This is a genomic window from Rhizobium sp. RSm-3, assembly GCF_001854685.1.
In the GTDB taxonomy this organism is placed as follows: domain Bacteria; phylum Pseudomonadota; class Alphaproteobacteria; order Rhizobiales; family Rhizobiaceae; genus Rhizobium; species Rhizobium ecuadorense.
Genome location: NZ_MAWZ01000058.1, coordinates 83648 through 108503, shown reverse-complemented (window position 1 = coordinate 108503; position 24856 = coordinate 83648). Strand labels below are relative to the sequence as shown.

At 62.8% G+C, this 24856-nt stretch carries 21 protein-coding genes; 6 read left to right on the top strand and 15 right to left on the bottom strand.

The window, feature by feature from the left end:
- Window positions 1-4: 4 nt before the first annotated feature.
- The gene (locus tag BBJ66_RS29220; protein ID WP_071092214.1) at window positions 5-1036 is read left to right on the top strand and encodes an L-idonate 5-dehydrogenase; all 1032 of its coding nucleotides are present in this window, start codon (window positions 5-7) and stop codon (window positions 1034-1036) included.
- A gap of 12 nt (window positions 1037-1048) precedes the next feature.
- Here the strand turns inward: BBJ66_RS29220 and BBJ66_RS29215 are convergent, their stop codons facing one another.
- Window positions 1049-2119 carry a LacI family DNA-binding transcriptional regulator gene (locus BBJ66_RS29215; protein ID WP_071092211.1) on the bottom strand — a complete coding sequence of 357 codons (1071 nt, stop codon included), beginning with the start codon at window positions 2117-2119 and terminating at the stop codon, window positions 1049-1051.
- A 180-nt stretch (window positions 2120-2299) separates the two neighbouring features.
- On the opposite strand from BBJ66_RS29215, the gene BBJ66_RS29210 reads away from it, so the two are divergent.
- The gene (locus BBJ66_RS29210) at window positions 2300-3226 is read left to right on the top strand and encodes an SMP-30/gluconolactonase/LRE family protein (protein ID WP_071092207.1); all 927 of its coding nucleotides are present in this window, start codon (window positions 2300-2302) and stop codon (window positions 3224-3226) included.
- Window positions 3227-3414: 188 nt separating this feature from the next.
- Here the strand turns inward: BBJ66_RS29210 and BBJ66_RS29205 are convergent, their stop codons facing one another.
- Both BBJ66_RS29205 and BBJ66_RS29200 read right to left on the bottom strand, forming a co-directional pair.
- Window positions 3415-5502, bottom strand: coding sequence for a vWA domain-containing protein (locus BBJ66_RS29205; protein WP_071092204.1), 2088 nt, complete (start codon window positions 5500-5502; stop codon window positions 3415-3417).
- Entirely contained in the window at window positions 5499-6023 is a 525-nt protein-coding gene (locus BBJ66_RS29200) for an RNA polymerase sigma factor (RefSeq protein WP_071092201.1), read from the bottom strand. Before BBJ66_RS29200 ends, BBJ66_RS29205 begins: the two co-directional genes overlap by 4 nt.
- 255 nt (window positions 6024-6278) lie before the next feature.
- Between BBJ66_RS29200 and BBJ66_RS29190 the strand changes: the two genes are divergently transcribed.
- The gene (locus BBJ66_RS29190) at window positions 6279-7190 is read left to right on the top strand and encodes an alpha/beta hydrolase (protein WP_071092195.1); all 912 of its coding nucleotides are present in this window, start codon (window positions 6279-6281) and stop codon (window positions 7188-7190) included.
- A gap of 3 nt (window positions 7191-7193) precedes the next feature.
- Here BBJ66_RS29190 and BBJ66_RS29185 read toward each other — a convergent pair whose 3' ends face one another.
- From BBJ66_RS29185 to BBJ66_RS29140, 10 genes are all read right to left on the bottom strand, one after another.
- Window positions 7194-9197 carry a CocE/NonD family hydrolase gene (locus tag BBJ66_RS29185; protein ID WP_071092193.1) on the bottom strand — a complete coding sequence of 668 codons (2004 nt, stop codon included), beginning with the start codon at window positions 9195-9197 and terminating at the stop codon, window positions 7194-7196.
- Window positions 9198-9210: 13 nt separating this feature from the next.
- Complete coding sequence (locus BBJ66_RS29180) at window positions 9211-10842, bottom strand: ABC transporter ATP-binding protein (protein ID WP_071092191.1); 1632 nt, start codon at window positions 10840-10842, stop codon at window positions 9211-9213.
- Window positions 10835-11662: an ABC transporter permease gene (locus tag BBJ66_RS29175; RefSeq protein ID WP_071092184.1), complete on the bottom strand. Its 828-nt coding sequence runs from the start codon at window positions 11660-11662 to the stop codon at window positions 10835-10837. The genes BBJ66_RS29180 and BBJ66_RS29175 overlap by 8 nt, the downstream gene beginning before the upstream one ends.
- A complete protein-coding gene (locus tag BBJ66_RS29170; RefSeq protein WP_071092181.1) occupies window positions 11659-12666 on the bottom strand; it encodes an ABC transporter permease in 1008 nt (335 codons plus the stop codon). The genes BBJ66_RS29175 and BBJ66_RS29170 overlap by 4 nt, the downstream gene beginning before the upstream one ends.
- 89 nt (window positions 12667-12755) lie before the next feature.
- Window positions 12756-14345 carry an ABC transporter substrate-binding protein gene (locus BBJ66_RS29165; RefSeq protein WP_071092178.1) on the bottom strand — a complete coding sequence of 530 codons (1590 nt, stop codon included), beginning with the start codon at window positions 14343-14345 and terminating at the stop codon, window positions 12756-12758.
- 119 nt (window positions 14346-14464) lie between these two features.
- Complete coding sequence (locus tag BBJ66_RS29160) at window positions 14465-15247, bottom strand: carnitinyl-CoA dehydratase (RefSeq protein ID WP_071092175.1); 783 nt, start codon at window positions 15245-15247, stop codon at window positions 14465-14467.
- A 7-nt stretch (window positions 15248-15254) separates the two neighbouring features.
- On the bottom strand, window positions 15255-17309 hold the full coding sequence (locus BBJ66_RS29155; protein WP_071092172.1) for an acetate--CoA ligase family protein: 2055 nt from the start codon (window positions 17307-17309) through the stop codon (window positions 15255-15257).
- A gap of 4 nt (window positions 17310-17313) precedes the next feature.
- Window positions 17314-18474, bottom strand: coding sequence for an acyl-CoA dehydrogenase family protein (locus BBJ66_RS29150; RefSeq protein ID WP_071092169.1), 1161 nt, complete (start codon window positions 18472-18474; stop codon window positions 17314-17316).
- A 10-nt stretch (window positions 18475-18484) separates the two neighbouring features.
- On the bottom strand, window positions 18485-19972 hold the full coding sequence (locus BBJ66_RS29145; protein ID WP_071092166.1) for a carnitine 3-dehydrogenase: 1488 nt from the start codon (window positions 19970-19972) through the stop codon (window positions 18485-18487).
- A 7-nt stretch (window positions 19973-19979) separates the two neighbouring features.
- Window positions 19980-20882, bottom strand: coding sequence for a 3-keto-5-aminohexanoate cleavage protein (locus tag BBJ66_RS29140; RefSeq protein ID WP_071092163.1), 903 nt, complete (start codon window positions 20880-20882; stop codon window positions 19980-19982).
- On the opposite strand from BBJ66_RS29140, the gene BBJ66_RS29135 reads away from it, so the two are divergent.
- Window positions 20881-21969: a GlxA family transcriptional regulator gene (locus tag BBJ66_RS29135; protein ID WP_443217148.1), complete on the top strand. Its 1089-nt coding sequence runs from the start codon at window positions 20881-20883 to the stop codon at window positions 21967-21969. The genes BBJ66_RS29140 and BBJ66_RS29135 overlap by 2 nt on opposite strands.
- Here BBJ66_RS29135 and BBJ66_RS29130 read toward each other — a convergent pair.
- Window positions 21956-22819 carry a LysR substrate-binding domain-containing protein gene (locus tag BBJ66_RS29130; RefSeq protein WP_071092159.1) on the bottom strand — a complete coding sequence of 288 codons (864 nt, stop codon included), beginning with the start codon at window positions 22817-22819 and terminating at the stop codon, window positions 21956-21958. The genes BBJ66_RS29135 and BBJ66_RS29130 overlap by 14 nt on opposite strands.
- 111 nt (window positions 22820-22930) lie before the next feature.
- On the opposite strand from BBJ66_RS29130, the gene BBJ66_RS29125 reads away from it, so the two are divergent.
- A complete protein-coding gene (locus tag BBJ66_RS29125) occupies window positions 22931-23836 on the top strand; it encodes a DMT family transporter (protein WP_071092156.1) in 906 nt (301 codons plus the stop codon).
- A 49-nt stretch (window positions 23837-23885) separates the two neighbouring features.
- Here the strand turns inward: BBJ66_RS29125 and BBJ66_RS29120 are convergent, their stop codons facing one another.
- Window positions 23886-24320 carry a hypothetical protein gene (locus tag BBJ66_RS29120; protein WP_064841648.1) on the bottom strand — a complete coding sequence of 145 codons (435 nt, stop codon included), beginning with the start codon at window positions 24318-24320 and terminating at the stop codon, window positions 23886-23888.
- A 290-nt stretch (window positions 24321-24610) separates the two neighbouring features.
- Here BBJ66_RS29120 and BBJ66_RS29115 point away from each other — a divergent pair, with 290 nt between their 5' ends.
- A complete protein-coding gene (locus BBJ66_RS29115; RefSeq protein ID WP_071092153.1) occupies window positions 24611-24790 on the top strand; it encodes a hypothetical protein in 180 nt (59 codons plus the stop codon).
- Window positions 24791-24856 lie beyond the last annotated feature (66 nt).

The window sequence follows — 24856 nt, the reverse complement described above, 5'->3', positions numbered from 1 at the left end:
TGATATGAAAGCCATCGTCATTCATGCCGCCAAGGATCTCAGGATCGAGGAGCGCGAGCCGGAGGTTGCGGGAGAGGGGCAGGTGGAGATCGCCATCGAAGCCGGCGGCATTTGCGGCTCCGACCTGCATTATTACAATCATGGCGGCTTCGGCACCGTTCGCCTGCGCGAGCCGATGATCCTCGGCCACGAGATCGCCGGCACGGTCAAGGCACTCGGCGCCGGCGTGAGCGATCTTGCCGTCGGCGACCGCGTTGCGGTATCTCCGAGCCGGCCGTGCAATCATTGCCAATATTGCCTGAAGGGACAGCAGAACCACTGCCTCAACATGCGGTTTTACGGCAGCGCCATGCCGATGCCGCATATACAAGGCGGCTTTCGCCAGCGGCTGGTGGCGGAGCGCTGGCAATGCCACAAGGTTGCCGACGGCATCTCCATTCACGAGGCGGCCTTCGCCGAACCCTTTGCCGTGACGCTGCATGCCGCCAGCCGCGCCGGATCGCTGCTGGGCAAACGCGTGCTCGTCACCGGCTGCGGCCCGATCGGCATGCTGGCGATCGTTGCGGCCCGCGTGCTTGGCGCCCGCGAAATCGTCGCGACCGATGTGACCGACAGCGTTCTGGCGATCGCCCGCACCAGCGGCGCAGATCGAACGATCAATGTTGCCACCCATGCCGCCGACCTGGCCGCCTACGGCGCCGACAAGGGATATTTCGATGTCATGTTCGAGGCGTCAGGCAATGAGCGGGCGGTGCGCGCCGGTCTTGAGGCGCTGAAGCCCCGTGCCGTTCTCGTGCAGCTCGGCCTTGGCGGCGATGTCTCCATCCCGCAGAACATGATCGTCGCCAAGGAAATCGAGATGCGCGGGACATTCCGCTTTCACGAGGAGTTTGCGCTCGCGGTCGAACTGATCAATGCGCGCCGCGTCGATCTGAAACCGCTGCTGACAGGTGTCTTTAAGATCGACGAAGCCGTCGCCGCCTTCGAACTGGCCGGCGACCGAAGCAAGTCGATGAAGGTGCAGATCGCCTTCTGATATCGGGGCCAATTACGGGACGCTTCGATCCGTGCTTTCGCGCAGCACGACCCTATAGCTGGTCAATGTAATCTCGTCGCCGGTCGCCTCGCCGCTGCCCTGCAGGGCATCGAGCAGGCGGACGGCGGCTTGGCGGCCGATGCCGTAACAGTCGACATTGATCGTGGTGATACTGGGATGACAGATCGACGAGATTTCGTAATCGCCGAAACCGGCAATGGCGATATCCTCAGGCACGCGCATTCCCCTGCGCTTGCATTCCATGATCGCACCGAAGGCGGACAGGTCGGAAACGCAGAGAACGACTTCCGTGTCCGGCCAGCGCTCCAGGAGACTCACCACTGCTTGGCCGCCCTGTTCCATGGTAATCGGCGGCACACCGAAAGAAATCGCCCGGCCCGGTCCCAAGCCCAGTTCGTCGACGGCCTTCAGGAAACCGCTTCGCCGCTGGCTGCCGCGCGTATCGCGCGCCGTCGTACCGCCGATATAGCCGAACCTGCGATAGCCCTGGCTGGCAAGCGCCCGCACCAGCAGGGCCATCGCCTCGCTGTTGGAAAAGCCGACGACATGATTGATCGGCTCTTCTGGAAGCTCCCAGGTTTCAACCACCGGAATTCCGGCCTTATCAAGCATGCGCCGCGCCCGGTCGGTGTGCGAACCGCCCGTCAGGATGATGCCTTCGGGGCGCCGGCGCAGCATCGCCTCGATCAGCTTTTCCTCTTTCTCGGCGGAATAGTCGGTATAGCCGAGCAGCAGCTGAAGACCGGTATTCTCAAGCGCATCGGTAATCCCGCGCGCCGTGTCGGAGAAATTCGAATTGTTGATGGAGGGCACCAGCGCCGCGATGAAGCCGCTGCGCCGCGAGGAAAGGCTGCCGGCGGAGAGATCGAGCACGTAACCGAGCGCATCGACCGCTTCCATGATGCGCTTGCGCGTCTCTTCGGAAACGCTCGCATCCTGGCGAAAGGCGCGCGAAACGGTCATCGCCGATACGCCGACATATTTGGCGACTTCAGCCATCGTCAGCTTTTGGGCGTCTCCTCCCTTGAGACGTTTGTCTTTCGGCTCATCCTCGTTTTTCACTGGTCTCCGCCCCTAAAACAGCTTCCGAGTTGGCAACTCAGGATACGATAAAGTTATCGCTATCATCGCACAATCAATATTATTACAGGAATGCTGCGTTCCCCAGTCCATCGATCTCTGTACGAAGGCCGCGAAACAAGGCAGAATGGTATCGATAACAATTTGAGACGAGGAGGCGCCATGTTCGGGGAAATCGAGGGTACGGGGTTCGAGGTTCTCGACCCGCGCTTTGAAAGCTGCTTCGTCGGCCATGCCCGCGTCGAGCGGCTTTGGACGGGCGGCCGCTGGCTGGAGGGACCGGCCTGGTTTGCCGCCGGCCGTTATCTGGTCTTTTCCGATATCCCGAACAACCGCATGATGCGCTACGACGACACCAGCGGGCAGACATCGGTCTTCCGCTCGCCCTGCAACAATTCCAACGGCAACACCGTCGACAATCAGGGCCGGCTGGTCACCTGCGAGCATCTGACGCGCCGCGTCACGCGGACGGATTTCGATGGTGGAATTACCGTGCTGGCCGATCGGATCGCGGGCAAACGGCTCAATTCGCCCAACGACGTCACGGTGAAGTCCGACGGCACCGTCTGGTTTACCGACCCGAGTTACGGCATCCTCCACGACTATGAGGGCGACTACGGCGAGGAAGAAATCGGCGGATGCCACGTCTACCGGCACGACCCGGCGACAGGCGCAACCGACCGGGTAGCGTCCGATTTCGTCAAGCCGAATGGGCTGGCTTTCGCCCCTGACGAAACGATGCTCTATATCGCCGATACCGGGGCATCGCACCTGTCCGGCGGTCCGCGTCATATGAGAAAGCTCGCTGTATCCGCGGATGGAAAGCTCACCGATCTCGGCATTTTTGCCGAATGCACCGCGGGCTTTTTCGACGGTTTTCGCGTCGACCGAAAGGGAAGGATCTGGACGAGCGCCGGCGACGGCGTGCACGCTTACGATCCGGATGGCACGCTGCTCGGCAAGATCCACATTCCCGAGATCGTCTCCAACGTCGCGTTCGGAGGAGAGAAGCTGAACCGTCTCTTCATCACCGCAACAACCTCGCTCTACGCTGTCTATCTCACGGCCAACGGCTCAAGCCTGGGATAGAGCGCCCTATCTTGCACCAACAATAAATCAGCCCGCGACCTGTATTAATGGGTTTCCGTTTCATACTGTGGGCTGATTTAACCATATCGATTATCAGTCCACAGACTGAACAGGGAAGTCCTCGTTCCAAACGCTCAGAAGCAGAGGCCGCCTTCCCAGGCGGTCTCTGCTCTGTGGTGCTTCTCTCTTCACCGTTGGCTGAGTCCGTCAGCCAACCTGACGAGACCGAGGAAATCCGACCTGTAGCCGAAGCTATCCGTTCCCCGCGATGCCGCAGCGAGATCGGCAATCGCCTGATAGGAATAGGCATCGAGGGCGCTGGTGCCGCTCAGCTTCTGGCCGAAAGCAGCGACGGCCACCGAGAAGCGGACATCCCCAGGCGCAGCGTCGACGGTGGCGACCGCGTTGCCGTCACCGACAGGGGTGGTGATCAGCGCGCTCTTGTCTTCCCCCGGCCGCTTGTAGCGCATCTTGACGAAGGCAAGCTCGCCCTGATGCGTGCCGTCCGATGCAACGGCCGGCGCCTTGTCGGCTGCGCCATACCGCAGGTCGTCATTCATGACCGCGGGACTTCCCTTGGGGGTGATCTCGTAGATCGCCGTGACGCTGTGGCCGGAACCGATATCGCCGGCATCGACGCGGTCATTGTTGAAATCCTCGCGTTTGAGGGCGCGCGTCTCGTAGCCGATCAACCGGTATTCGGCGATCCGTTGCGGGTTGAACTCGACCTGGAACTTGACGTCCTTCGCAATCGGAAACAGCGTTGATCCCGCTTCTTCGACCAAAGTCTTCTGCGCTTCCGCCAGCGTGTCGATATAGGCGGCGTTGCCATTACCGTTCTGCGCCAGCGTCTGCATCAGGGAATCGTTGAGATTGCCGCGGCCGAAACCGAGAACGGTCAGGAAGATGCCGTCCTTGCGTTTCTCCTCGATGATGCGTTTCAGATCCTCGTCGCTCGACGGGCCGACATTGAAGTCGCCGTCCGTCGCCAGCATCACCCGGTTGACGCCGTCCTTGACGAAGGCCTGTTTGGCAAGATCGTAGGCCGCCTCGATGCCTTCGGCGCCGCCGGTCGAGCCGCCTGCCTCCAGCCTGTCGATCGCCGAGAGTATCTTAGCTTTCTCCGCCACCCGCGTCGGCTCGAGCACCGTGCCGGCATTGCCGGCGTAGGTGACGATCGAGACAGTGTCGTCGACCTTCAGCCTGTTGACCAGAAGGCGGAAGGCGCTTTTCAGCAGCGGCAGCTTGTCCGGCTCGTCCATCGAGCCGGAGACGTCGATCAGGAAAACCAGATTGGCATGCGGCGCGGTTGCCGGCGCGATGTCGTAGCCCTTGATCGCCACATGCATCAGTTCCGTGTCGTGGTTCCACGGCGTCGGCATCACCGTCACGGTCGCCTTGAAGGGCTGGTCGGCATTTTCAGGCCTCGGCCAGTCATAGGGGAAATAGTTGATCATCTCCTCGACGCGAACCGATTGCGGATCGGGCATTGCCCCGCCCGTCAGTGACTTGCGGACGAAGGAATAGGAGGCGCTGTCGACATCGGCGGAGAAGGTCGAGACCGGATCGGTCGCGACACTCTTGATCGGATTTGCCGCCGCATTGGCGAAGCGTTCGCGGCCGGGATCGACTTGAACCTGCAAACGGCTTTCCGTCGGCGGAGCAGGCGAGGGGGCGACGGCCAAAGGCTCGGCCAGCGGCTGCTGAGAAGCAGCGGCGCCTGATGCAACAGAGCGCTTGGCCGCTTCGGACATCGTACCCCGCCTATTTAAGAGGCCGGAGACGTCGTCGGAATTGAGATCAGACTTCCGCGCCGCGACCGCCTGCTCCTTGTCCTGCAAGGCCAGAGCGCTGTCAGCCGCCGCCGATTGGGCCTGCCGGTTTTCCTCGGTCACGGCTTCGGGAAGCTGAGGCGCGGCAGTGACCGCTTCGGCCGGTTTGGGCGCGGTTTTTTGCGGAACATTGCCGGCAATCTCGGTCTGGTCGACGATCGGTTGGTTGCGGGTCAGCTCGACGGTGAGATAACCGGCGGCGGGAATGACAAGCAGCGTCGCAAGCGCTGAACCGGCGAGAAATTTCTTGTTCACGGCAGGGCTCCATATCCAGTTGATGATGGAGCTTGGACGCCAGCCTTTGGCATTTCCTTGGGCTGCCGCTGCATTATTTTCCGCGCTGTCGAAGGCCTGCATCGCCGCAGCAAGGGCACGCGCACGCGCCTGCGGATCGGCGGCCGGCGGGGTGAGGCGGGAGAGCTTTTCGAGTTCCTTGTCCATCATACCTCTTCCTTGCCGAGCATGGCCTTCAGCCGCTTGCGCGCCTCGTGAACCTGCCAGGAGACGGTCGCCTCCGAGCAGCCCATGATATCGGCGGCGGCGGAATGGCTGAGGCCTTCGCCATAGACGAGCAGCACGGCGTCGCATTGCCGCTCCGGCAAAGCGCGCACGGCCGCCCATAATTGGCTCGATACCTCGTCGTCGTTTCCATCAGGCGCATCCTGCGAGGGTTCAGCGGCGTAAGCGCGGAATGTCTGCTCGTCCCGCGCAAGCTTGCGCCTGTGGTCGCGGGCGGCGTTGAGCGTCAGCGTATAAAGCCATGTCCTGAAGCGGCTGGCGCCGCGAAAGCCGCGAATGGCCGCGCCGAGTTTGACGCAGACCTCCTGGGCGATGTCGTCGGCGTCGGCGGAACTACCCGACCACCGCCACGCCGTCGCGTGGACGAAATCATAATGGCGCGAGACCAGTTGCCCGAAGGCCTCCCGGTCGCCCCCCTGCGCTCGTTCTATGAGCTTCGCATCCAATGCGCACCTACCCCCAAGCTATCAAGCAAGATGCTATTTCGGGATTGAGACGTTTCTCCGATGGCTTTCCTTGGGTCGGCGGCGAAAATTTTTTGAAAAAGACGGCAAAGCTCTGGAAATGCAGGATCAAAATAAGAAAGCATCGCGACATCCACGGGTCGCGACCAGACAGATCGCCTCCGCCGCAAAGGCGCATGATGGACGCAGAGTCGGCCAAGGGCATGATCCGCATGTCCAAAATCGAAAGGACCCTCAATGTCCGCTCCATCGCCTGTCCCCACCGAAAGGGGCATCCTGCAGTTTCTCGAAATCTGCGATAGCTTCTATCCCGCCGACGCCGTCGAAGCGCCGGTCGAGCAGCAGCGGCATTGGTACGACGCTCTGTGCGCGCGCTTCGACCGCCCGCTGCCGCCCGATATGATCTTTGCGGACGGCATGGTCCAGCGCATACCGATCCGGCGCTATCGTCCGCGGAAAATCGTCACGCGGACCATTCTGCTTTATCTCCATGGCGGCGGCTTCGTCGTCGGTTCGCTCGAGAGCCATCATGCCATCTGCGCCGAGATCGCCGATTTTGCCGGTGCCGAACTCGTTTCCGTCGATTACCGGCTGGCGCCTGAATATCGCTGGCCGGCACAGACGGATGACGGCTTCGCCGTGTTGAAACACCTGCTTGCCGCCAACAATAAAGTCGTGTTGATCGGCGACAGCGCCGGCGGCAACCTTGCGGCGGGGCTTGCCTTGCGGGCGCGCGACGAGGGACTATCAGGCATCGTCGGCCAGGTTCTGATCTACCCCGCGCTCGGCGGGGACCTTGCTGCTGGCTCCCATGTCGAAATGGCCGCAGCCCCGGGTCTGACGACGGCGGATGTCAGCTATTATCGCGAGATCCTGCAGGCGCCTGAAGGACATGAGATCGCCGAGCCGCTGCAGGCATTCTCCCTAGCCGGGCTGCCGCCGGCCTTCATCACGGTGGCGCATTTCGACCCCTTGCGAGACGACGGCCGGCATTATGCCGCCCGGCTCACAGAAGCGGGCGGCGAAGTCTGGTTCCGGGAGGAGCCGCAAATGGTGCATGCCTGGCTGCGCGCCCGCCACATGAGCAACGGCGCAAAGGACGGCTTCCATGCTGTCTGCGAGGCCGTCAAGCATTTCGCCACGGCGTGACGATCACATCAGGTCGCGCGCAATCTTCTTTTCGGCAAAGATTTTTTCGAAGATCTGCACGTCGTCCTCGAAAGCGGTGACGACGGCGCTGACGATCCAATCCGTCGCAGTGCAGGCAATTCGCGCGGTTGCGACGGTCCGCACGAACCAGCCGGGGCGGCGCATGTCGCAGGTCCAGGTCGATGTGCCGGTCATCGACAGTGGATCATCCGGCGAAATCGACCAGATCTCCTCGCGCAATTGCCGGGTCGACAGGCCCGTCTCAGGATGTTCGGAGAGCCCGGTATCCTCATGGATGCGATAGTCCGTCCGATTGGCAGAGAGGTTGCGAACGACCTGCCGCTCCGTCGCCGCCGCCACGTGTTCGATATATCTCGGCAAAGGATCGGGATTGGCCGGCTCCTTGATTTCGATCCGGCGATGGTCGCCGAGCACCGGCAGCGCCAGGCCGAGCGACGCCATGTCGACCTCGATGCCTTCATCCTCCGGCGGCGGAAGGATCATCGGCCAATAGGCGGTGGACAGCGAAAGACGGATGCGATGCCCCTTGCGGAAGCGATAGCCGCAGGCATCAAGCACGAGTCGGATCGGCACCGTCCCGCCCGGGATCAGCGGCCTGGGGTCGGCATTGCCGCCGCGGTGGGTGAGATTGACGACGCCGAAGGCGACCCGCGTCGCGGTGCCGTCCGGATGGACGTCGACAAGCCGGGCGCAGAGGTTCCCATGCGCCGCCCGGGGACGCAGCTTAAGCGTCAGCACGGGCCGGCCGAGATAGTCGCAATCATGGTCAAGCGGCATGGTATCGAAGACCAGCGAGCCCGCATCGTCCGAGCGCTGATCGATCGCCATTTCGGCGTCGGGCTTTAGCGTGAAATATTCACCGGATGCCGTGCCGGTATCGAGGGGAGACCTCACATAGACGGGATGTTCGGGCGCATGCGGGATCGGCATGCCTTCGGTCAGCCTGCCGAATTGCTCGACGTAAAAACACTGCATGCGCGGCGGCGACCAGAGGTCCTTAGCCACCCAGAAACCCGGATCGCTGTCGCGCCGCGGAGCGGGACGGACAGCATCGAGAATATAGGCGCGAGTCTGCGGCAGCCTGTCGATGCCATTGTCCTCGCCACGCAGCCATTTGTTCCACCAGGCGATCGCTTCGCCATGGAAATCGGCGCGCGGTTTCGGCCAGGCGAAGTGCGGATATTTGTGCACCCAGGGGCCGATCAGTGCCTTCGCTTTCTCGCCCAGGCCCTCGACCGCCATCAGCGGCGTATTGCGGTAACCATCGGCCCAGCCGGCGATGACAAGCGTCGGGATCTCGACGCTGGAAAAATCCTCCGAGATCGAGCCGTGACGCCAGAAATCGTCGCGCCGCTGGCGGCTCAGCCACTCTTCCATGAAAAAGGGTTCACCCGCCAGGCGCTCCAGCCACATCGCCTTCCAGCGCTCGCCCACAAGTGCCGGATCGGGCGGACGCGACTGGTAGCCGAGCATCGTCGCCGCCCATGAAAGCTGGGCGGAGAGATGGCAACCGTTCTTGTAGTGGATGTCGTCATTGTAGCGGTCGACGGTCGAGGCTATCGAGATGACGGCCTTCAGCGCTGGCGGGCGCAGGGCTGCGACCTGCAGGCTGTTGAAGCCGCCCCAGGAGATGCCCATCATGCCGACCGCGCCGTTCGACCATGGCTGCGCGGCAATCCAGGCGATCAGCTCGCAGGCGTCGGCGAGCTCCCGCTCGGTATATTCGCCGTCGATGACGCCGTCCGATTCCCCCGATCCGCGGATATCGACCCGAACGCCGGCAATGCCGGCGGCAGCGAATACCGGATAGGTGGATTCGTCCCTTGGGCTCGTTCCATCGCGCTTGCGATAGGGCAGGAATTCGAAGACGGCGGGAACGGGATCCTGCTCCGCGCCGTCCGGCATCCAGATGCGGGCGGCAAGCCGCGTTCCGTCTTTCAGCGTGATCCATTCATTCTCGATGGTGGTGAAGCCGCGCGACGTCATTCCCTGTTCCTTTTCAGTGACCGGCACTTTCCATGCGCCGGGTGGCGAGTACCCGTTCCAGCCAGCCGATTTCCATCTCCGGTACCGATTTCAGAAGCAGATCGGTGTAATCGTCGAAGGGCGGCGACAGCGCCGTCGATTTCGGCCCGAACCGCACCAGCCTGCCGCGATGCATCACCGCCACGCTGTCGGCGATCGCCCGGACGATCGCGATGTCGTGGGTGATGAAGATATAGGACAGCTGCTCTTCCTCCTGAAGGCGCAGCAGCAGTTTGAGGATGCCTTCCGCCACCAGCGGGTCGAGCGCCGAGGTCGGCTCGTCGCAGAGGATGAGTTCGGGCTTGGCGGCAAGGGCTCTGGCGATCGCTACGCGCTGCTTCTGGCCGCCGGAGAGTTCGGCCGGGTAGCGGTCGATGAAGCCGTTGCCCATTTCGATCTGGTCGAGCAGTTCCTTCACCCGGGCGGTTTTCCCTGCACCCCTCAGGCCATAATAGAAGGTCAGCGGCCGGCCGATGATGTCGCGCACCGTCTGCCGCGGGTTCATCGCCGTATCGGCCATCTGGTAGATCAGCTGGATGCGCCTGAGGTCGTCGTTCGGCCGGTTCTTGAGCCCAGGCAGCAGCGGCTTGCCGTCAAAGACGATGCGGCCGCTGCTCGGCGGCAGGAGGCCGGTAATGACGCGCGCCAGGGTCGACTTACCGGAACCGGATTCACCGACGACGGCAAGCGTCTGCCCCTTCGGCACATGCAGCGAGACATCGTGCAGCACCTTGAAGCCGTTGGAATATTCGGCGCTGACATTTTCCACCTTGAGAAGGGCCGCGGACTGGTCGGCGGCCTCCTCGCGATAGGCCTGCCTGACATTGACCAGCGCCCGGGTATAATCCTCCCGCGGCGCTTCGATGATCTGCCGGACGCTGCCATATTCCACCTGTTTGCCGTGGCGCAGAACCATGATGTCGTCGGAGATCTGGGCGACGACGGCAAGGTCGTGGGTGATGTAGAGGGCAGCCGTATGGGTCTCCTCGATGGCATGTTTGATCGCCGCCAGCACGTCGATCTGGGTGGTGACGTCAAGGGCCGTGGTCGGCTCGTCGAAGACGATGAGTTCAGGGTTGGAGCAGAGCGCCATCGCCGTCATCGCGCGCTGCAGCTGGCCGCCGGAGACCTGATGGGCGAAACGCTCGCCGAAGGTCTCGGGATTGGGCAGGCCGAGCACGCGGAACAGATAAAGCGCCCGTTTGCGCGCCTCCTCCCTCGTCATCAGCCCATGCTTGACCGACGCTTCGATCACCTGATCGCCGAGCCTGTGCGCCGGATTGAAGGCCGCCGCCGCCGACTGTGCGACATAGCAGACCCGGGCGCCGCGGATCTTCCGGATGCCGTTCTTGCCGAGCGTCAGGATATCGGCGCCGTCGAGTCGCACCTCGCCGCCGGTGATTTCGGCGCCGCCCCGGCCGTAAGCGAGCGCGGAAAGGCCGATCGTCGACTTGCCGGCACCCGATTCGCCGATCAGGCCGAGAACCTTGCCCTTCTGCAAGTCGAAGGAGACGCCGTCGACGATCGTCACCCGCTTGGGCGCTTCGCCGGGGGGATAGCTGGTTGCTTCGATCTTCAGATTGCGGACGGAAAGAAGCTCAGGCATCGCCACGCCCTCCCTTGAGGCTGGATGTGCGTTTCAGCAGCCAGTCGACGACGAGATTGACGCAGACGGCCAGCACGGCGATCGCCGTGCCCGGCACCAGCGCGGCTGAAATGCCGAAGATGATGCCGTCCTTGTTGTCCTTGACCATGCCGCCCCAGTCGGCCGCCGGCGGCTGGATGCCGAGGCCAAGGAAGGACAGTGTCGAGAGGAACAGGATCGAGAAGGCGAAGCGCAGCCCGAACTCGGCCAGCAGCGGCGACAGCGTGTTCGGCAGAATTTCGCGGAAGATGATCCAGAGCTTGCCTTCGCCGCGCAGCTTCGCCGCCTCGACGAATTCCATCACCGCGACATCGAGCGCCACGGCGCGGCCGAGGCGGTAGACGCGGGTGGAATCGAGGATTGCCATGACAAGGATCAGGACGACGATATTCTGCGGCAGGACCGCCAGCACCACCAGGGCGAAGATCAGCGTCGGGATCGACATCATCAGATCGTTGAAGCGCGACAAGACAGTGTCGACGACACCGCGCGAGACGGCGGCGGTGAAGCTGAGGATAATGCCGAGCGAGAAGGAGATGATGGTGGCGGCTGATGAGACCAGCAGCGTCGTGCGCGCGCCGTAGATCAGGCGCGAGAGGATGTCGCGGCCGAGATTGTCGAGACCGAAGAGATAGTGATCGTCGGGCAACTGCCAGACATCGCCGACGACCTGCGTCTCCCCATAAGGGGCGATCCAGGGCGCGAAGAGCGCGAAGATGAAGGCGATGGCGATACCTGTCATGCCGATCCAGGCGGTGATGGGGATGTCTCTTGCTCTCATCGCGGATGCCTCAGCCGGGGATTGGCGACGATCGCGAGGATATCGGCCGTCATATTGAGGAAGATGTAGACGGCCGCGAAGATCAGGCCGCAGGCCTGCACCACAGGCATGTCGCGCACGGTGACTGCATCGACCATATATTGCCCCATGCCGGGATAGACGAAGACAACTTCGACGACGACGACGCCGACCACGAGATAGGCGAGGTTCAATGCGACGACATTGATGATCGGCGCCAGCGCATTGGGAGCGGCGTGTTTGACGATCGAGCGGAAGGCGCCGAGGCCCTTCAGCTCGGCGGTCTCCATATAGGCCGACGACATGACCGAGAGGATCGCCGCCCGCGTCATGCGCATCATGTGCGCGAGAACGACGAGCACGAGGGTCGCGGTCGGCAGCGCGATCGCCTTCAACCGCTCGACCAGACCCATGCTGTCATAGACCGTCGCCGGAAAGGTCGCCATGCCGAGCTTCACCGCGAAGAAGAGGATCAGCAGGTAGCCGATGAAGAATTCCGGCAGGGAGATCGCCGCAAGCGAAATCACGTTGATGATCTTATCCGGCATGCGGTTGCGGAAATGCACCGAGAGCATACCGAGACCGACGGCGAGCGGCACTGAGATCAAAGCTGCGAAACCCGCCAGAAAAAGCGAATTTCCCAAGCGCCTGCCGATCTGCTCGCTCACCGAATTCTTGCTGGCCCAGGAGGTGCCGAAGTCACCCTGGACAGCGTTGCCGAGCCATTCGACGTAACGTGTCGTCACCGGCCGGTTCAGCCCGAGATCCTGACGGATATTGGCAACGGCCTGCGGTGTGGCCGACTGACCGAGATAGGTGGTGGCGAAATCGCCGGGCAAGGCTTCCAGGCCGCCGAAGATCAGGATCGAGACGGCGAAAAGCAGGACGATGCTGAGCACGAAGCGCTCGAGGATGAGGGCAAGCAGCGGAAAACGCTGCCGCAACCTCAAGCCCGGCAAGATATTGCTCGGGACAGGATTGGTCATGGCGAAGGCCTCTCGTAAAACGTCAGGAGGGACCGCAGGTTTCATCCCGCGGTCCCGGCTTCGTCGGAGATCGAAGGGCGTTGCGCCCCTCAGGCGTCCAGCCAGACGCGCGTTGCGACATAGCCGTTCGACATGTCGTTGCCGATGTCGTGGACATAACCCTTCACCTGTTTGGTGGAGGCGTTCACGAAGTCGTTGAACATCGGCAGGATCACGCCGCCCTCGTCGCGCACCATCATCGCCATGGCGCGGTACAGGTCCTTACGCTTGGCTTCATCCAGTTCGGAGCGGGCCTGCAGCAGCAGCTTGTCGAAATCGGGCCGCTTGAACTTGGTGTCGTTCCAATCCGCCGTCGAGAGATAGGCGGTGGAATACATCTGGTCCTGCGTCGGACGGCCGCCCCAGTAAGAGGTCGAGAAGGGCTGGACGTTCCAGACGTTGGTCCAGTAGCCATCGCCCGGCTCGCGCTTGACCTCGATCTCGATGCCGGCCTTCTTGCAGCTTTCCTGATAGAGCACGGCCGCGTCGACGCCGCCGGGGAAGGCGACTTCTGAGGTGCGCAGCAGCACCGAACCGCTATGGCCCGATTTCTTGTAGTGGAAAGCGGCCTTGTCGGGATCGTAGACACGCTGCTCGATGCCTTCGGGGAACAGCGCATAGGTGCTGTTGATCGGGAAGTCGTTGCCGACCTTGCCGTAACCGCCGAGGATCTTCTGCACCATGGTCTCGCGGTCCATGGCGTATTTGAGCGCCAGGCGCAGGTCGTTATTGTCGAACGGCGCCTTGTCGCAATGCATGATGAAGACGTAATGGCCGCGGCCGGCAGTCGAGAGGATCTCGACATTGGGCGCGCGCTTCAGGAGGTTGACGGTCTTCGGATCGACGCGATTGATGTAATGCACCTGGCCGGATGAGAGTGCGGCGATGCGGGCAGTCGCATCGTTCATGCCGATGACCTCGATCGAATCGACATAACCCCGGTCGCTGCGCCAGTCGTCCTTGTTCTTTTCGAAGGTGGCGCGAACGCCGGCTTCGAAGCTCGTCAGCTTATAGGGACCGGTGCCGATCGAAGCGAGCGGATCGTCGACGCCGCCATTTGGCTGGATAACCAGATGATAGTCGGAGAGCAGCAGCGGCATGTCGGCATTGCCTTCGCTGAGCGTCAGTACCAGATTGCCGCCGTCGGCCTTGATTTCCTTGATCGAGCCGAGGACACCGAGCGCGCCGGATTCCGACTTTTTATCGGTGTGGCGTTTCAGCGTGGCGACGACGTCGTCGATCGTCAGTTCCTTGCCGTCGTGGAACTTGACGCCCTTGCGGATCTTGAAGGTCCAGGTGACCGCATCTTTCGAGGGCTCCCAGGATTCGGCAAGCGCCGGTACGGCCGCACCCGTCAGCGGGTCGGATTCAACCAGCATGTCGCCCCAGCAGCGGCCGACGCAGAACATGAACTGCGACAGGAATTTCGCCGGGTCCTTGGAATCGGTGGCGGCACCGCCTTCAAGGCCGAGCTTGAGGTGGCCACCGCGCTTCGGTTCGGCCGCTTCTGCACTTTCGGTGAAGAGCTTGTCGGCAACGGCAAGTGTGATGCCCGCCGCCATGGCGCGTCCCATGAATTCGCGGCGGCTGAGGCCGCCCGCGGTGACGCGACTTGCGAGATATTTGGTATAATCGTTCATTCCCCAGTTCCTTCTTTATGGTGCGTTGACAGAGAACTTCCGGGCAGGATCGCAGGCGGTTTCCTCTCCACCTCCGATGCCCGCATCATGCGGGAAACATTGCGGTTGCAGCCGCCTGCTTATTGTCCTTTCCAAATAGGGTTGCGCTTCTCGGCGAAGGCGCGGGCGCCTTCCAATTGGTCACCGCTCGAATAGAGCTTGTCGACCGTCGCAAACTGCCGCTTGGTGATCTTGTTCATGGCAGTCTGAAACGTCGAACCCTCCGCTTCGCGCACGATTTCCTTGATGGCCGCATAGACGAGCGGCGGCCCGCCTGCGAGCAGGCGGGCAAGCTCCCAGGCTCTCTCCATCAGCCGCTCGGCCGGCAGGACCTCGTTGACGAAGCCCCAGCGATGCGCCTCGTGAACGTCGAGCCAGCGCCCTGTTAAAAGCATGTCCATGGCAATGTGATAGGGGATGCGCTTCGGCAGCTTGATCGAGGCGGCATCGGCGACCGTGCCCGAACGGATTTCCGGCAATGCAAAACTCGCATGCTCGGCGGCGATGATCAGGTCGGCCGAAAGCGCGATCTCCAGTCCGCCGCCGCAACAGATGCCGTTGACCGCACAAATGACCGGCTTGTTGAGATCGCGCAGCTCCTGCAGCCCGCCGAAGCCGCCGACACCGTAATCGCCGTCGACCGCATCGCCTGATGCAGCCGCCTTGAGATCCCATCCGGCGCAGAAGAACTTCTCGCCCGCGCCCGAGACGATGGCGACACGCAATTCAGGATCGTCGCGGAAATCCCGGAAGATCAATCCCATGGCACGGCTGGTCGCAAGGTCGATGGCGTTCGCCTTCGGCCGGTCGATGACGACTTCAAATACGCCGCCGTCACGTCGTGTGCGAATATGGTCGCTCAAACCTGCGTTACCTCCTTCGCCGTATGAGAGCATCAACCGCGGCCACACCGCGCCCTTCGGGAAGAACCATCAAGGGATTAAGGTCCAGTTCCTCCAGGCGCACCGCATTCGTTACGACATATTCTGCCGTAGCTGCGACAGCATCGACGGCGGCTTCGAGATCGCCCCTCGGCCGGCCGCGATAGCCATGAATCAATTTTGCAATCTTGAGACGCGAAATCGCTGCGTTGATCTCGGCTTTCGTCGCCGGCAGCGGGAGGATGACCGAATCCTCGAGCAATTCCACGAAAATACCGCCCGCTCCCAAGGTGAGCGACAACCCGAAGACGGGATCGCGGGTGGCGCCGACGATGAGTTCTGCGACCGGAGGATCGACCATCTTCTCGACGAGATAACCGGCATCGCAGGCCATGGCCGCTGCCGCATCCGATACCGCCTGCGAATTCCTAAGATTGAGCACAACAGCCCCTGCTTCGGTCTTGTGTGCAATGCCAAGCCCCTTCAGCACGACGGGGAAACCGAGCCGCTCCGCCTGCTCAGCGGCTTCACGCGGAGAAAAAGCCTGCAGCCCCCAGGGAACAGGGAGGCCGCAGGCAGCAAGCTCCGTCTTCGCATCGGCTTCCGTCAGCGTCTCGATCTCGCCGTCCAAGGGCGGCACGTCGAGCAGCGGCGGGGGAGGCGGGGCTTGCCAAGCTTGGCCGATGCCGGCTGCGACCTCGGCCGCAATGACGGCTTCATCGATGCCCGAGAAGGCGACGATGCCATTGGCCATCAGCCGGTCGGCGACAGGTTCGGGCATATTCTCCGGAAGCGTCGCGAGAAGACCGGCCAGCGCACCGGTCGCAGAGGCGGCAGTGATGACCGCATCTGCCGTCGTCGCCCATTCGGATGGATCGCAGCGGTCGCCCCGCGGGAAGTCGAGGACGACGAGATTGAGGGCACAGCCCCCTTTGAACATGGCGCTGAAGGCTTCGGTCTGGCGGTCGACATCACCCCAGACGAAGGTGTGGTAGTCGAGCGGATTGGAGAGCGTCACCATCTCGCCCAGCACCCGCCGCAGACGCGGCAATTGTTGCGGCTGCAGGGGCGGGAATTCGACATTGCGGCCGACGGCGGCGTCCGCCATCAGCGAAGCCTCGCCACCGGAGCAACTCATGGATGAGATCGAACGGCTTGGGAGAGGGCCAGCGACATGCAGCAGCTTCAGGGTTTCCAGCAACGCCGGCAGGCTTTGGACACGGCCGATGCCGAGGCGGGCAAGCACGGCATCCGCAACCGCATCGCTGCCGGCAAGCGAGGCGGTGTGCGACACCGCCGCCTGTTTTGCCTGCTCGGACCTGCCGACCTTCAGGGCGACCACAGGCTTCTTCGACCGGCGGGCAATGGCGGCGAGGCGTTCGAGGCCGGAGAGATCGCCGAAACCTTCGACATGCAGTCCGACCGCCGTGACGCGCGGATCGTCGATCAATGCGCAGGCGACATCGGCAAGCGATGTCTGCGCCTGGTTGCCTGCCGTGACCATATAGGCGATCGGCAGCCCGCGGTTCTGCATGGTCAGGTTGATGGCGATATTGGAAGATTGCGTGAGGATCGCCACACCGTATTCGATGCGCTTCATGCCGTGCTGGTCGGGCCAGAGCAGCGCGCCGTCGAGACCGTTGATCAGCCCGTAGCAATTCGGGCCGAGGATCGGCATGCCGCCGGCTGCGGCCAGCAGGGCCTGCTGCAGCTCGGTGCCATCGGCAAGTTCCGCCGTCGCCTCGCTGAAGCCCGATGCATAACAGACCGCGCCGCCGGCACCGGCCGCGGCAAGGCTGCGCACGATCTCGACGGTGAGCGTCCTGTTGACACCGACGAAGGCGGCGTCCGGCGCCTGGGGAAGATCGGATACGGAGCGATAGCAAGGCCGCCCCAGCACCTCGTCGAGTTTGGGATGGACGGGCCAGATCTCGCCTGAAAAGCCCATGCGGTCGCACTGCTCGATCACCCGGCGCGCCTCGCGGCCGCCGAAGACGGCCATCGTTTGCGGTCTGAGCAGGCGGTCGAGCGGGCTGGATGTCATCTGGTCATGCTCCCAGGGGCCGAAGCAGGTCGCGGCTGATGATATGTCGCTGGATTTCGGAGGTGCCGTCCCAGATGCGCTCGACACGCGCATCCCGCCAGAAGCGGGCAAGCGGCAGGTCGTCCATCAGCCCCATGCCGCCATAGATCTGGATCGCCTCATCGGTCACCCGCGCCAGCATTTCAGAGGCATAGAGCTTGGCAGAAGCAATCTGCCGGTCGGCCGGGAGGCCGGCATCGAGCCGCCAGGCGGCTGAAAGCGTCAGCCAGTCGGCCGCGTCGATCTCGGTGATCATATCGGCGAGCTTGAACGACACGCCCTGATTGGCGCCGATCGGCCGGCCGAACTGCTTGCGCTCGGCGGCATAGGGCAGGGCCATCTCGAAGACGCGACGCGCCCGGCCGACACAGGTGGCGGCGACCGTCAGCCGCGTGCCGTAAAGCCATTGATTGGCGATATCGAATCCGCGATGCACCTCGCCCAGCACCTGCGCCTGGGGAATGCGGCAATCTTCGAAGCTGAGCGTCGAGTTGTGATAGCCGCGATGCGAAACGGAATCGTAGCCTTTGAGGATTTGAAAGCCCGGCGTGCCGCGATCCACCAGAAAGGCGGTGATCTTCTTCTTGATGCCCTTCGGCGTTTCCTCCTCGCCCGTCGCGGCAAAGACGATGACGAAATCCGCGACATCGGCATGCGAGATGAAGTGTTTCGTACCGTTCAGCACGAAGTCGCCGCCGTCGCGGCGGGCGGCGCACTTCATGCCGCGCATATCGGAACCGGCATCTGGCTCGGTGATGGCGAGCGCATCGATCTTCTCGCCGCGCACCGCCGGCAGGAGGTAACGCTCCCGCTGCTCGCCCTCACAGGCCATCAAGATGCCGGAGGGCCGGCCAAAGAAAACCGTCAGCCCGAGCGAACCGCGCCCGAGCTCCCGTTCGACCAGCGTGAAGGTGACATGATCGAGGCCGGCGCCGCCGATCTCTTCGGGAAAATTGCAGGCATAGAAGCCGAGATCGATGCATTTGCGCTGGATCTCGCGCCCGAGCTCCGGCGGGACGATGCCGGTGCGCTCGACCTCGTTCTCGTGCGGATAGATTTCGGTTTTGACGAAGGCGCGAACCGTCTCGACGATCATGTCCTGTTCCTGGCTGAGACCGAAATCCATCCCGATCCTCCTAACGCTTCTGACCGACGTGACGGCCGGCGCCATCAGGCAGCGCCAATTCCGCATGGGCCGCAGCAATCGCTCTCACCTTTCCGAGCACGGCGGCGGGCGCCGGGGTGGCCTTGCCGGCCTCGCTGTCGACATGCAGCAGCATCTGCTCGGCGGTTGCGAGAGCTTCGCCGGTCGCCGTATCGTGCAGGGTGTGGAACACATGTAGCCGCTTCTCATCGATCGACAGGATCTGGCAGGTGGCGTGGATCGCCTGGCCAAGTTTCGCCTCGCCGAGATGTCGGATATGGCTTTCCACCGTGTAATAGCTGTGCCCTGCCTCGACATAGGCAAGGTCGACGCCGACGAGGCGCAACAGCGCGTCAGACGTATCGCCGAAGATCTGAAGATAGCGGTGCTCGGTCATATGGCCGTTATAGTCGACCCAGGCAGGGCTGACCTTGGTTTCGACGAGCCGCAGCGGCTTCGACGGGTCGAAAGACGCGTCAGCGCCGCCTTCGGCCCGGAGCGACTGCTCGAAATCCTTCAGCAGCTTGCCGGCGCCCCAGCCCTTGCCGCCGTCGCCGCCCTTCAGCGCCTGGAGGATGCCGACGAGGTTTTCGTCGCGGATGCGTTCAAGCGCGCGGATCGAGAGATCCCCCGCCTGCCCGTCGGATTGCCGGCCGATCTTTTCGATCAGGGCATCGTCGAGATCGACGACATCGGTGAGCTTGGTCCAGGGCCAGGCCAGGCAGGGACCGAACTGGGCGAGGAAGTGGCGCATGCCGGCCTCGCCGCCGGCGATGCGGTAGGTCTGGAACAGGCCCATCTGCGCCCAGCGCAGGCCGAAGGAATAGCGGATGACGTCGTCGAGCGTTTCGACGGTGCAGATATCGTCGTGGATGAGCCACAGGGCCTCGCGCCAGAGCGCTTCGAGCAGGCGGTCGCCGACGAAGGCCTCGATCTCCTTGGCGATGTGGACGCCCTTCATGCCGATCGGCGGCAGCCTTTCCATCGCCGCCCGGATGGTCGCCGCCGAGGTCTTTGCGCCGCCGACGATTTCGACGAGCGGCAGCAGGTAGACGGGATTATAGGGATGGGCGACGAAGAGGCGTTCGGGATGCGTCATGTCGCGCTGCAGATCGGTCGGCAGCAGCCCTGAGGTGGACGAACCGATCAGAGCGTCCGGGCGGGCCGCGGCGTCGATCTCGGTCAGCACGCGGCGCTTGAGATCGAGCCTTTCCGGCACGCTTTCCTGGATCCAGTCGGCGTCCGTGACGGCTTCGGCAAGCGTCGGGCAGAAACGCAGCCTTCCGCGCGGCGGCAGCGGCGCGCCGGTCAGCATGGCATAAGCTCGTTCGGCATTGGCGATCACCTCGCCGACGATGCGGTCCGCTTCCGGATGGGGGTCGAAGACGTCGACGTCGATGCCGGCCAGCAGGAAACGGGCGATCCATCCGCCGCCGATGACGCCGCCGCCGATACAGGCCGCCTTGCTGATCTTGGTCATGATATCCTCAGCGCTTCGTCAGCTTCAGCTTCTTGCGCACATCTTCCGGTCCGATGATCCGTGCGCCCATGCCCTCGACCACCTGCACCGCCTTTTCGACAAGCTGCGCATTGGTGGCGAGCTGACCCTTACCGACGAAGAGGTTGTCTTCCAGGCCGACGCGCACGTTGCCGCCGGCCAGAACCGCCGCCGCCGGATAGGCCATGGCGTTGCGGCCGATCGAAAAGGCCGAGAAGGTCCAGCTGTCAGGCAAGTTGTTGACCATCGCCATGAAGGTGTTGAGATCGTCGGGCGCGCCCCACGGAATGCCCATGCAGAGCTGAATCAGCACCGGATCTTCGATCAGACCTTCTTCGGCGAGCTGCTTGGCGAACCAGAGATGGCCGGTGTCAAAGGCTTCGATCTCAGGCCGAACGCCGAGATCCGTCATCTTTTTCGCCATGGCCCGCAGCATGGCCGGCGTGTTGGTCATGACATAGTCGCCGAGATTGAAGTTCATCGTGCCGCAGTCGAGCGTGCAGATCTCCGGCAGGCATTCGGCGACATGGCTGACCCGCTCGCTGGCGCCGGCCATATCCGTGCCTCTCCGATTGAGGGGAAGGGGGCTTTCGACGTCTCCAAAGATCAGATCGCCGCCCATGCCGGCGGTGAGATTGAGGACGACGTCGATATCCGCCGAGCGGATGCGGTCGGTGACTTCCCTGTAGAGATCGTTGCGGCGGCTGGCGGCCCCCGTTTCCGGATCGCGGACATGGCAGTGAACAACGGCCGCCCCAGCCTTGGCGGCGTCGATCGCGGAATCCGCGATCTGCTTGGGAGTAATGGGAACGTGGCTGGATTTGGAGACCGTATCGCCGGCGCCGGTGACGGCACAGGTGATGAAGACATCGCGGTTCATCGCAAGAGGCATGTTTTTGTTCTCCCCGTCTTGTCAGGCATTACGCGGCAGGATTGGCGGAGATGCTTTGCATTTTCGGACGTCATTGATACATTATCAGAACCAGAGGGAGGCGAGCTTGCTGCAACGATCGACGGAACGGCTCGATATCGATCTCCTCGTCCTGCCGGATACGAACCTGATCCTGATCGCGTCGGTCATCGAGCCGCTGCGCGGCGCCAACCGCATCGCCGGCAGCGAACTCTATCGCTGGCGGCTGCTGACGCCGGACGGAGCGCCGGTCCCGACCACCAGCGCTATCGCCATCCCGGCTGAGGGAAGCTTCAAGGCGACGGCAGAGGAGACGCCGCTTTTCGTGCTGGCCAGTTATAACTGGCGTTGCAGCGCGACGCCGGCGCTGAAGATGCAGCTTTCGCAGGCGGCCCGCCACCGCCCGATCATTGCCGGCATCGAGTCCGGCACATGGCTGCTGGCCGAAGCAAGCCTGCTCGATGGGCTGCGGGCGACGGTCCACTGGGAGGATTACGAGGATTTTGCCCTGGCCTATCCGGAGGTCGGGGCCGTCAAGGACCGTTTCGTCATCGACGGCAAGCGGCTGACGACATCAGGATCGCTGCCGACCGTCGACCTGATGCTGGAGGTGATCCGGCAGCGGCAGGGTTATTCGCTGGCGCTCGAAGTCAGCCGGCTGTTCCGTTACGAGCAGCCTTCCTTCCATGTGGACGAACCGCTGTCCGCGGCCTCGGCGGGCCTGCGCATGCATGATCCCCGGGTGACGCAGGCGGTGCGACTGATGGAAGAGCATATCGAGCAGCCTCTGGTTTTGGCCCGGCTTGCCCGCAGAGTGGGCATCAGCGCCCGGCATCTGCAGGATCTTTTCCAGCAGAGCATCGGCGCGCCGCCGCATGTGCATTATCTCGCGCTGCGTCTGAACGCGGCGCGGCGCAAGGTGATCGAGACGACAGCCTCCTTCGCCGACATCGCGGCGGCGACCGGCTTCAATTCGGCCTCGGCCTTTGCAAGAAGCTACCGGGCGAGTTTTTCCGAGAGCCCGTCCGAGACGAGGCGCCGCCTGCGTCGCCGCATCACGCCGACGTAGGCTGGAAGGCGTCTCGTAACATATCTGCGAGTTCGCGAACTGCTTCGCTGGATCGGTAGGGATTGCGCCGGAGCACGACCTTCGAGGAATCGACCGGCGGGAAGCCGTCTTCGGCAGTCAGTTCCCGGCAGCCGGGCGGGATGCTGCTGCGGGAAAGCGTGGTGACGGCAAGGCCTGCGGTGACGGCATTCTTCAGCCCTGAGCCGGTATCGGCGATGAAGGCGATGCGGTAGTTGCGGCCGATCTGCTCCAGCGACCGCAGCGCAAAGTCGCGTGACCAGGTGGAGTTGCGATAGGTCGCAATGGGCAGCGGATCGATGTCGTGCAGCCGATGGACCATCGATGTGACCCAGACCGTCGGATCGATGCAGAGAACCTCGCCCTTGTTCTGATCGCTCCAGTCGAAAACGACAGCCAGATCGAGTTCGTCCCGTTCCAGGGCGGAAAGGTTGCGAACCGTGTAGTCACAGGAAACGGTGACCTCGACCGCCGGATGGCGCACCGCGAAAGCCGCAAGGGCTGCCGGCAGCACCGTCTGGCTATACTCCTCGGGAATTCCGATACGCACCGGCCCGTCGAGCGGCTTGCTGCGGATCGTCACGGCGGCTTCGTTCAAGAGATCGATCACCCTGCGGGCATAGGGGACGAGCTGCACGCCCTGGCGGGTGAGCAGCACGCCGCGGGCACCGCGCTCGAAAAGGATCTCGCCGATCGCCTCCTCGAGCCTCTTGATCTGGGTGCTGACGGCCGATTGCGTCCGCCCGATGCGCTGGGCAGCCGCCGAGAAGTTCAAGGCCTCGGCGACGACCAGAAAGGTTCTCAGCAGGTCGCTCTCGATTGGTTCGCGCATGGACAGCCATAGAAAAAATCGATGGCAGCCATCTCTACTATTCGTTTGTCTAATGTCAATTCCCGGCGCACAAAAGAACCGCGTTCGACTTCCTTCTTTGAGACCATCTGCGTGACCATAGAAAATCCGACCACGCGCCTCGCGGGCAGCGAGCACGAGAAGGGTGTGCTTCTCATCGTTGCCGCGACGCTCGCCTGGAGTGCGAGCGGCGTTTATTCGCGGCTCTTGACCACCGACGTATGGACGGCGATCGCCTGGCGGTCGTTGTTCGGCGGCCTGTTCCTGCTGATCCCCTGCCTTTTCCTCGAAGGGGGCATCTCGCGGCGGCAATGGCGTTCCGTCTTCCATCCCTCCGGTCTTGCGATGATCGCATGCCAGACCTTCAGTCAGGGCTGCTTCATCGGGGCGCTCTATATGACCACCGTCGCCAATGTGACGATGATCTATGCGACGACGCCGTTCATCGCGGCCTTGTTCGGCTGGCTCATCCTCAAGGAGAGGGTCGCCAGGCGCACGCTGATCGCCGGCGGCGTCTCGCTCCTCGGCGTCGCCGTCATCGTCGCCTCATCGATCGACGGCGGGACCGGCTGGGGCGATCTGCTGGCGCTCGGCATGACCGCCTCCTTCGCGCTCGTCATCATCATTCCGCGCATCAGCCCCGGCGTGCCGAGCCTGCCGCCGACCGTCGTCAGCGCTTTCCTGACCCTCGTCATCTTCGCGCCCTTCGGTTCGGTCGGCTCGCTCGACCTGCACAACTGGATCGTCCTCGCCGCCTTCGGCGCCACCAATTTTTCCCTCGCACTGGTGCTCTTCCTCGCAGGGGCGAAGCGGATGCCGCCGGCCGAGGCGGCGCTGATCGGCACGATGGAAATCGTGCTGACACCCCTCTGGGTCTGGCTGCTGTTTTCAGAGCAGCCGCCCGTCGCCACCTATTTCGGCGGCGCGATCATCCTCGGCGCGGTGTTCTGGCACACGGCGGTCGACGTCAACCGGGGCCGGCGGACTTACGACGGCTAAGCACGTCGCCGATTGCCGTGGCGGCCGTTTCATGTGGCCTTGGCCTCAATTAGCCAAAGAACGCACGGAGCTGAGCAAAAAAACCGCTTGGTTTGGGATCTGCCATCTTTCGCACCCGGCGAGCGATCGTTGCCGCGCTGACACGTTCACCAAAATGACAGAAGCAGACAAGCTCGTGCAATTCCCCGTCGCTGAGCTCGAAGAACCGCCTGGCCTCTCCATAGCTATCATTTTCCATTCCTGCCGCCCGCAGAATGGGATCAGCGAATGCGACAGAGATCGGAGTGTCATCATCCCGCATGGCAATCCGATCTTCGATCGGTTGATATTCCGTTTCGTGAAGCGTCCTAAGAAACGGTCTGGGGCTGCGTTCGAGACTTTCCGCCCACCGTTCAATCCGTTCGCGCCGCGTTAATTCAAGGCGCTTGCAGGTCGTGCTGACCTTCGCAATCGTTTTCAACTGCTCCAGTGCATACTGTTCCATTTCGGCCTCCTATCCTTGAGAAAAATAGATGGTCCGCTCCCAAAAACAGCGTGGCTCAGGTCGCAGCCGATGTCCAATCACGATTGGAAACGGCGCCTGCCGCTGTCGAGCGGATGCGATCACAGCGCGAAGCGGCGGAGGAACCCTGCATTGCTCGAACGATTTGATCGGAGACTTGCAATCAAATCTTCTGAACCGATCCGGAAAACCGCCCTATTCCGGGGATCAACTCATACCTGTCGGCGGCATGCTATCCACAGTTTTCCGACTGTCGTCTTTGAGTTGCACCCATGTCGTTTTTTCGGGCGCTGTTTTCCGCCGGGCATGGTTTTCTTGTGGTGTTCAAGGCGCTCGTTACTGGCGACAGAACCGTTGGAAGGCCGACCGAAGATTCCAAGATGAATCAAAAGGAGGTTCTGGAGCCCGGAAACCAGCTCTTTGCGCAGCAAATCGGCGGATTGCGGCGGTGATGACGAGCGGAACGACAGGCCACACCTATCGTCTTCACTCTTCCCCTCCATCAAATCTGTCCCGTC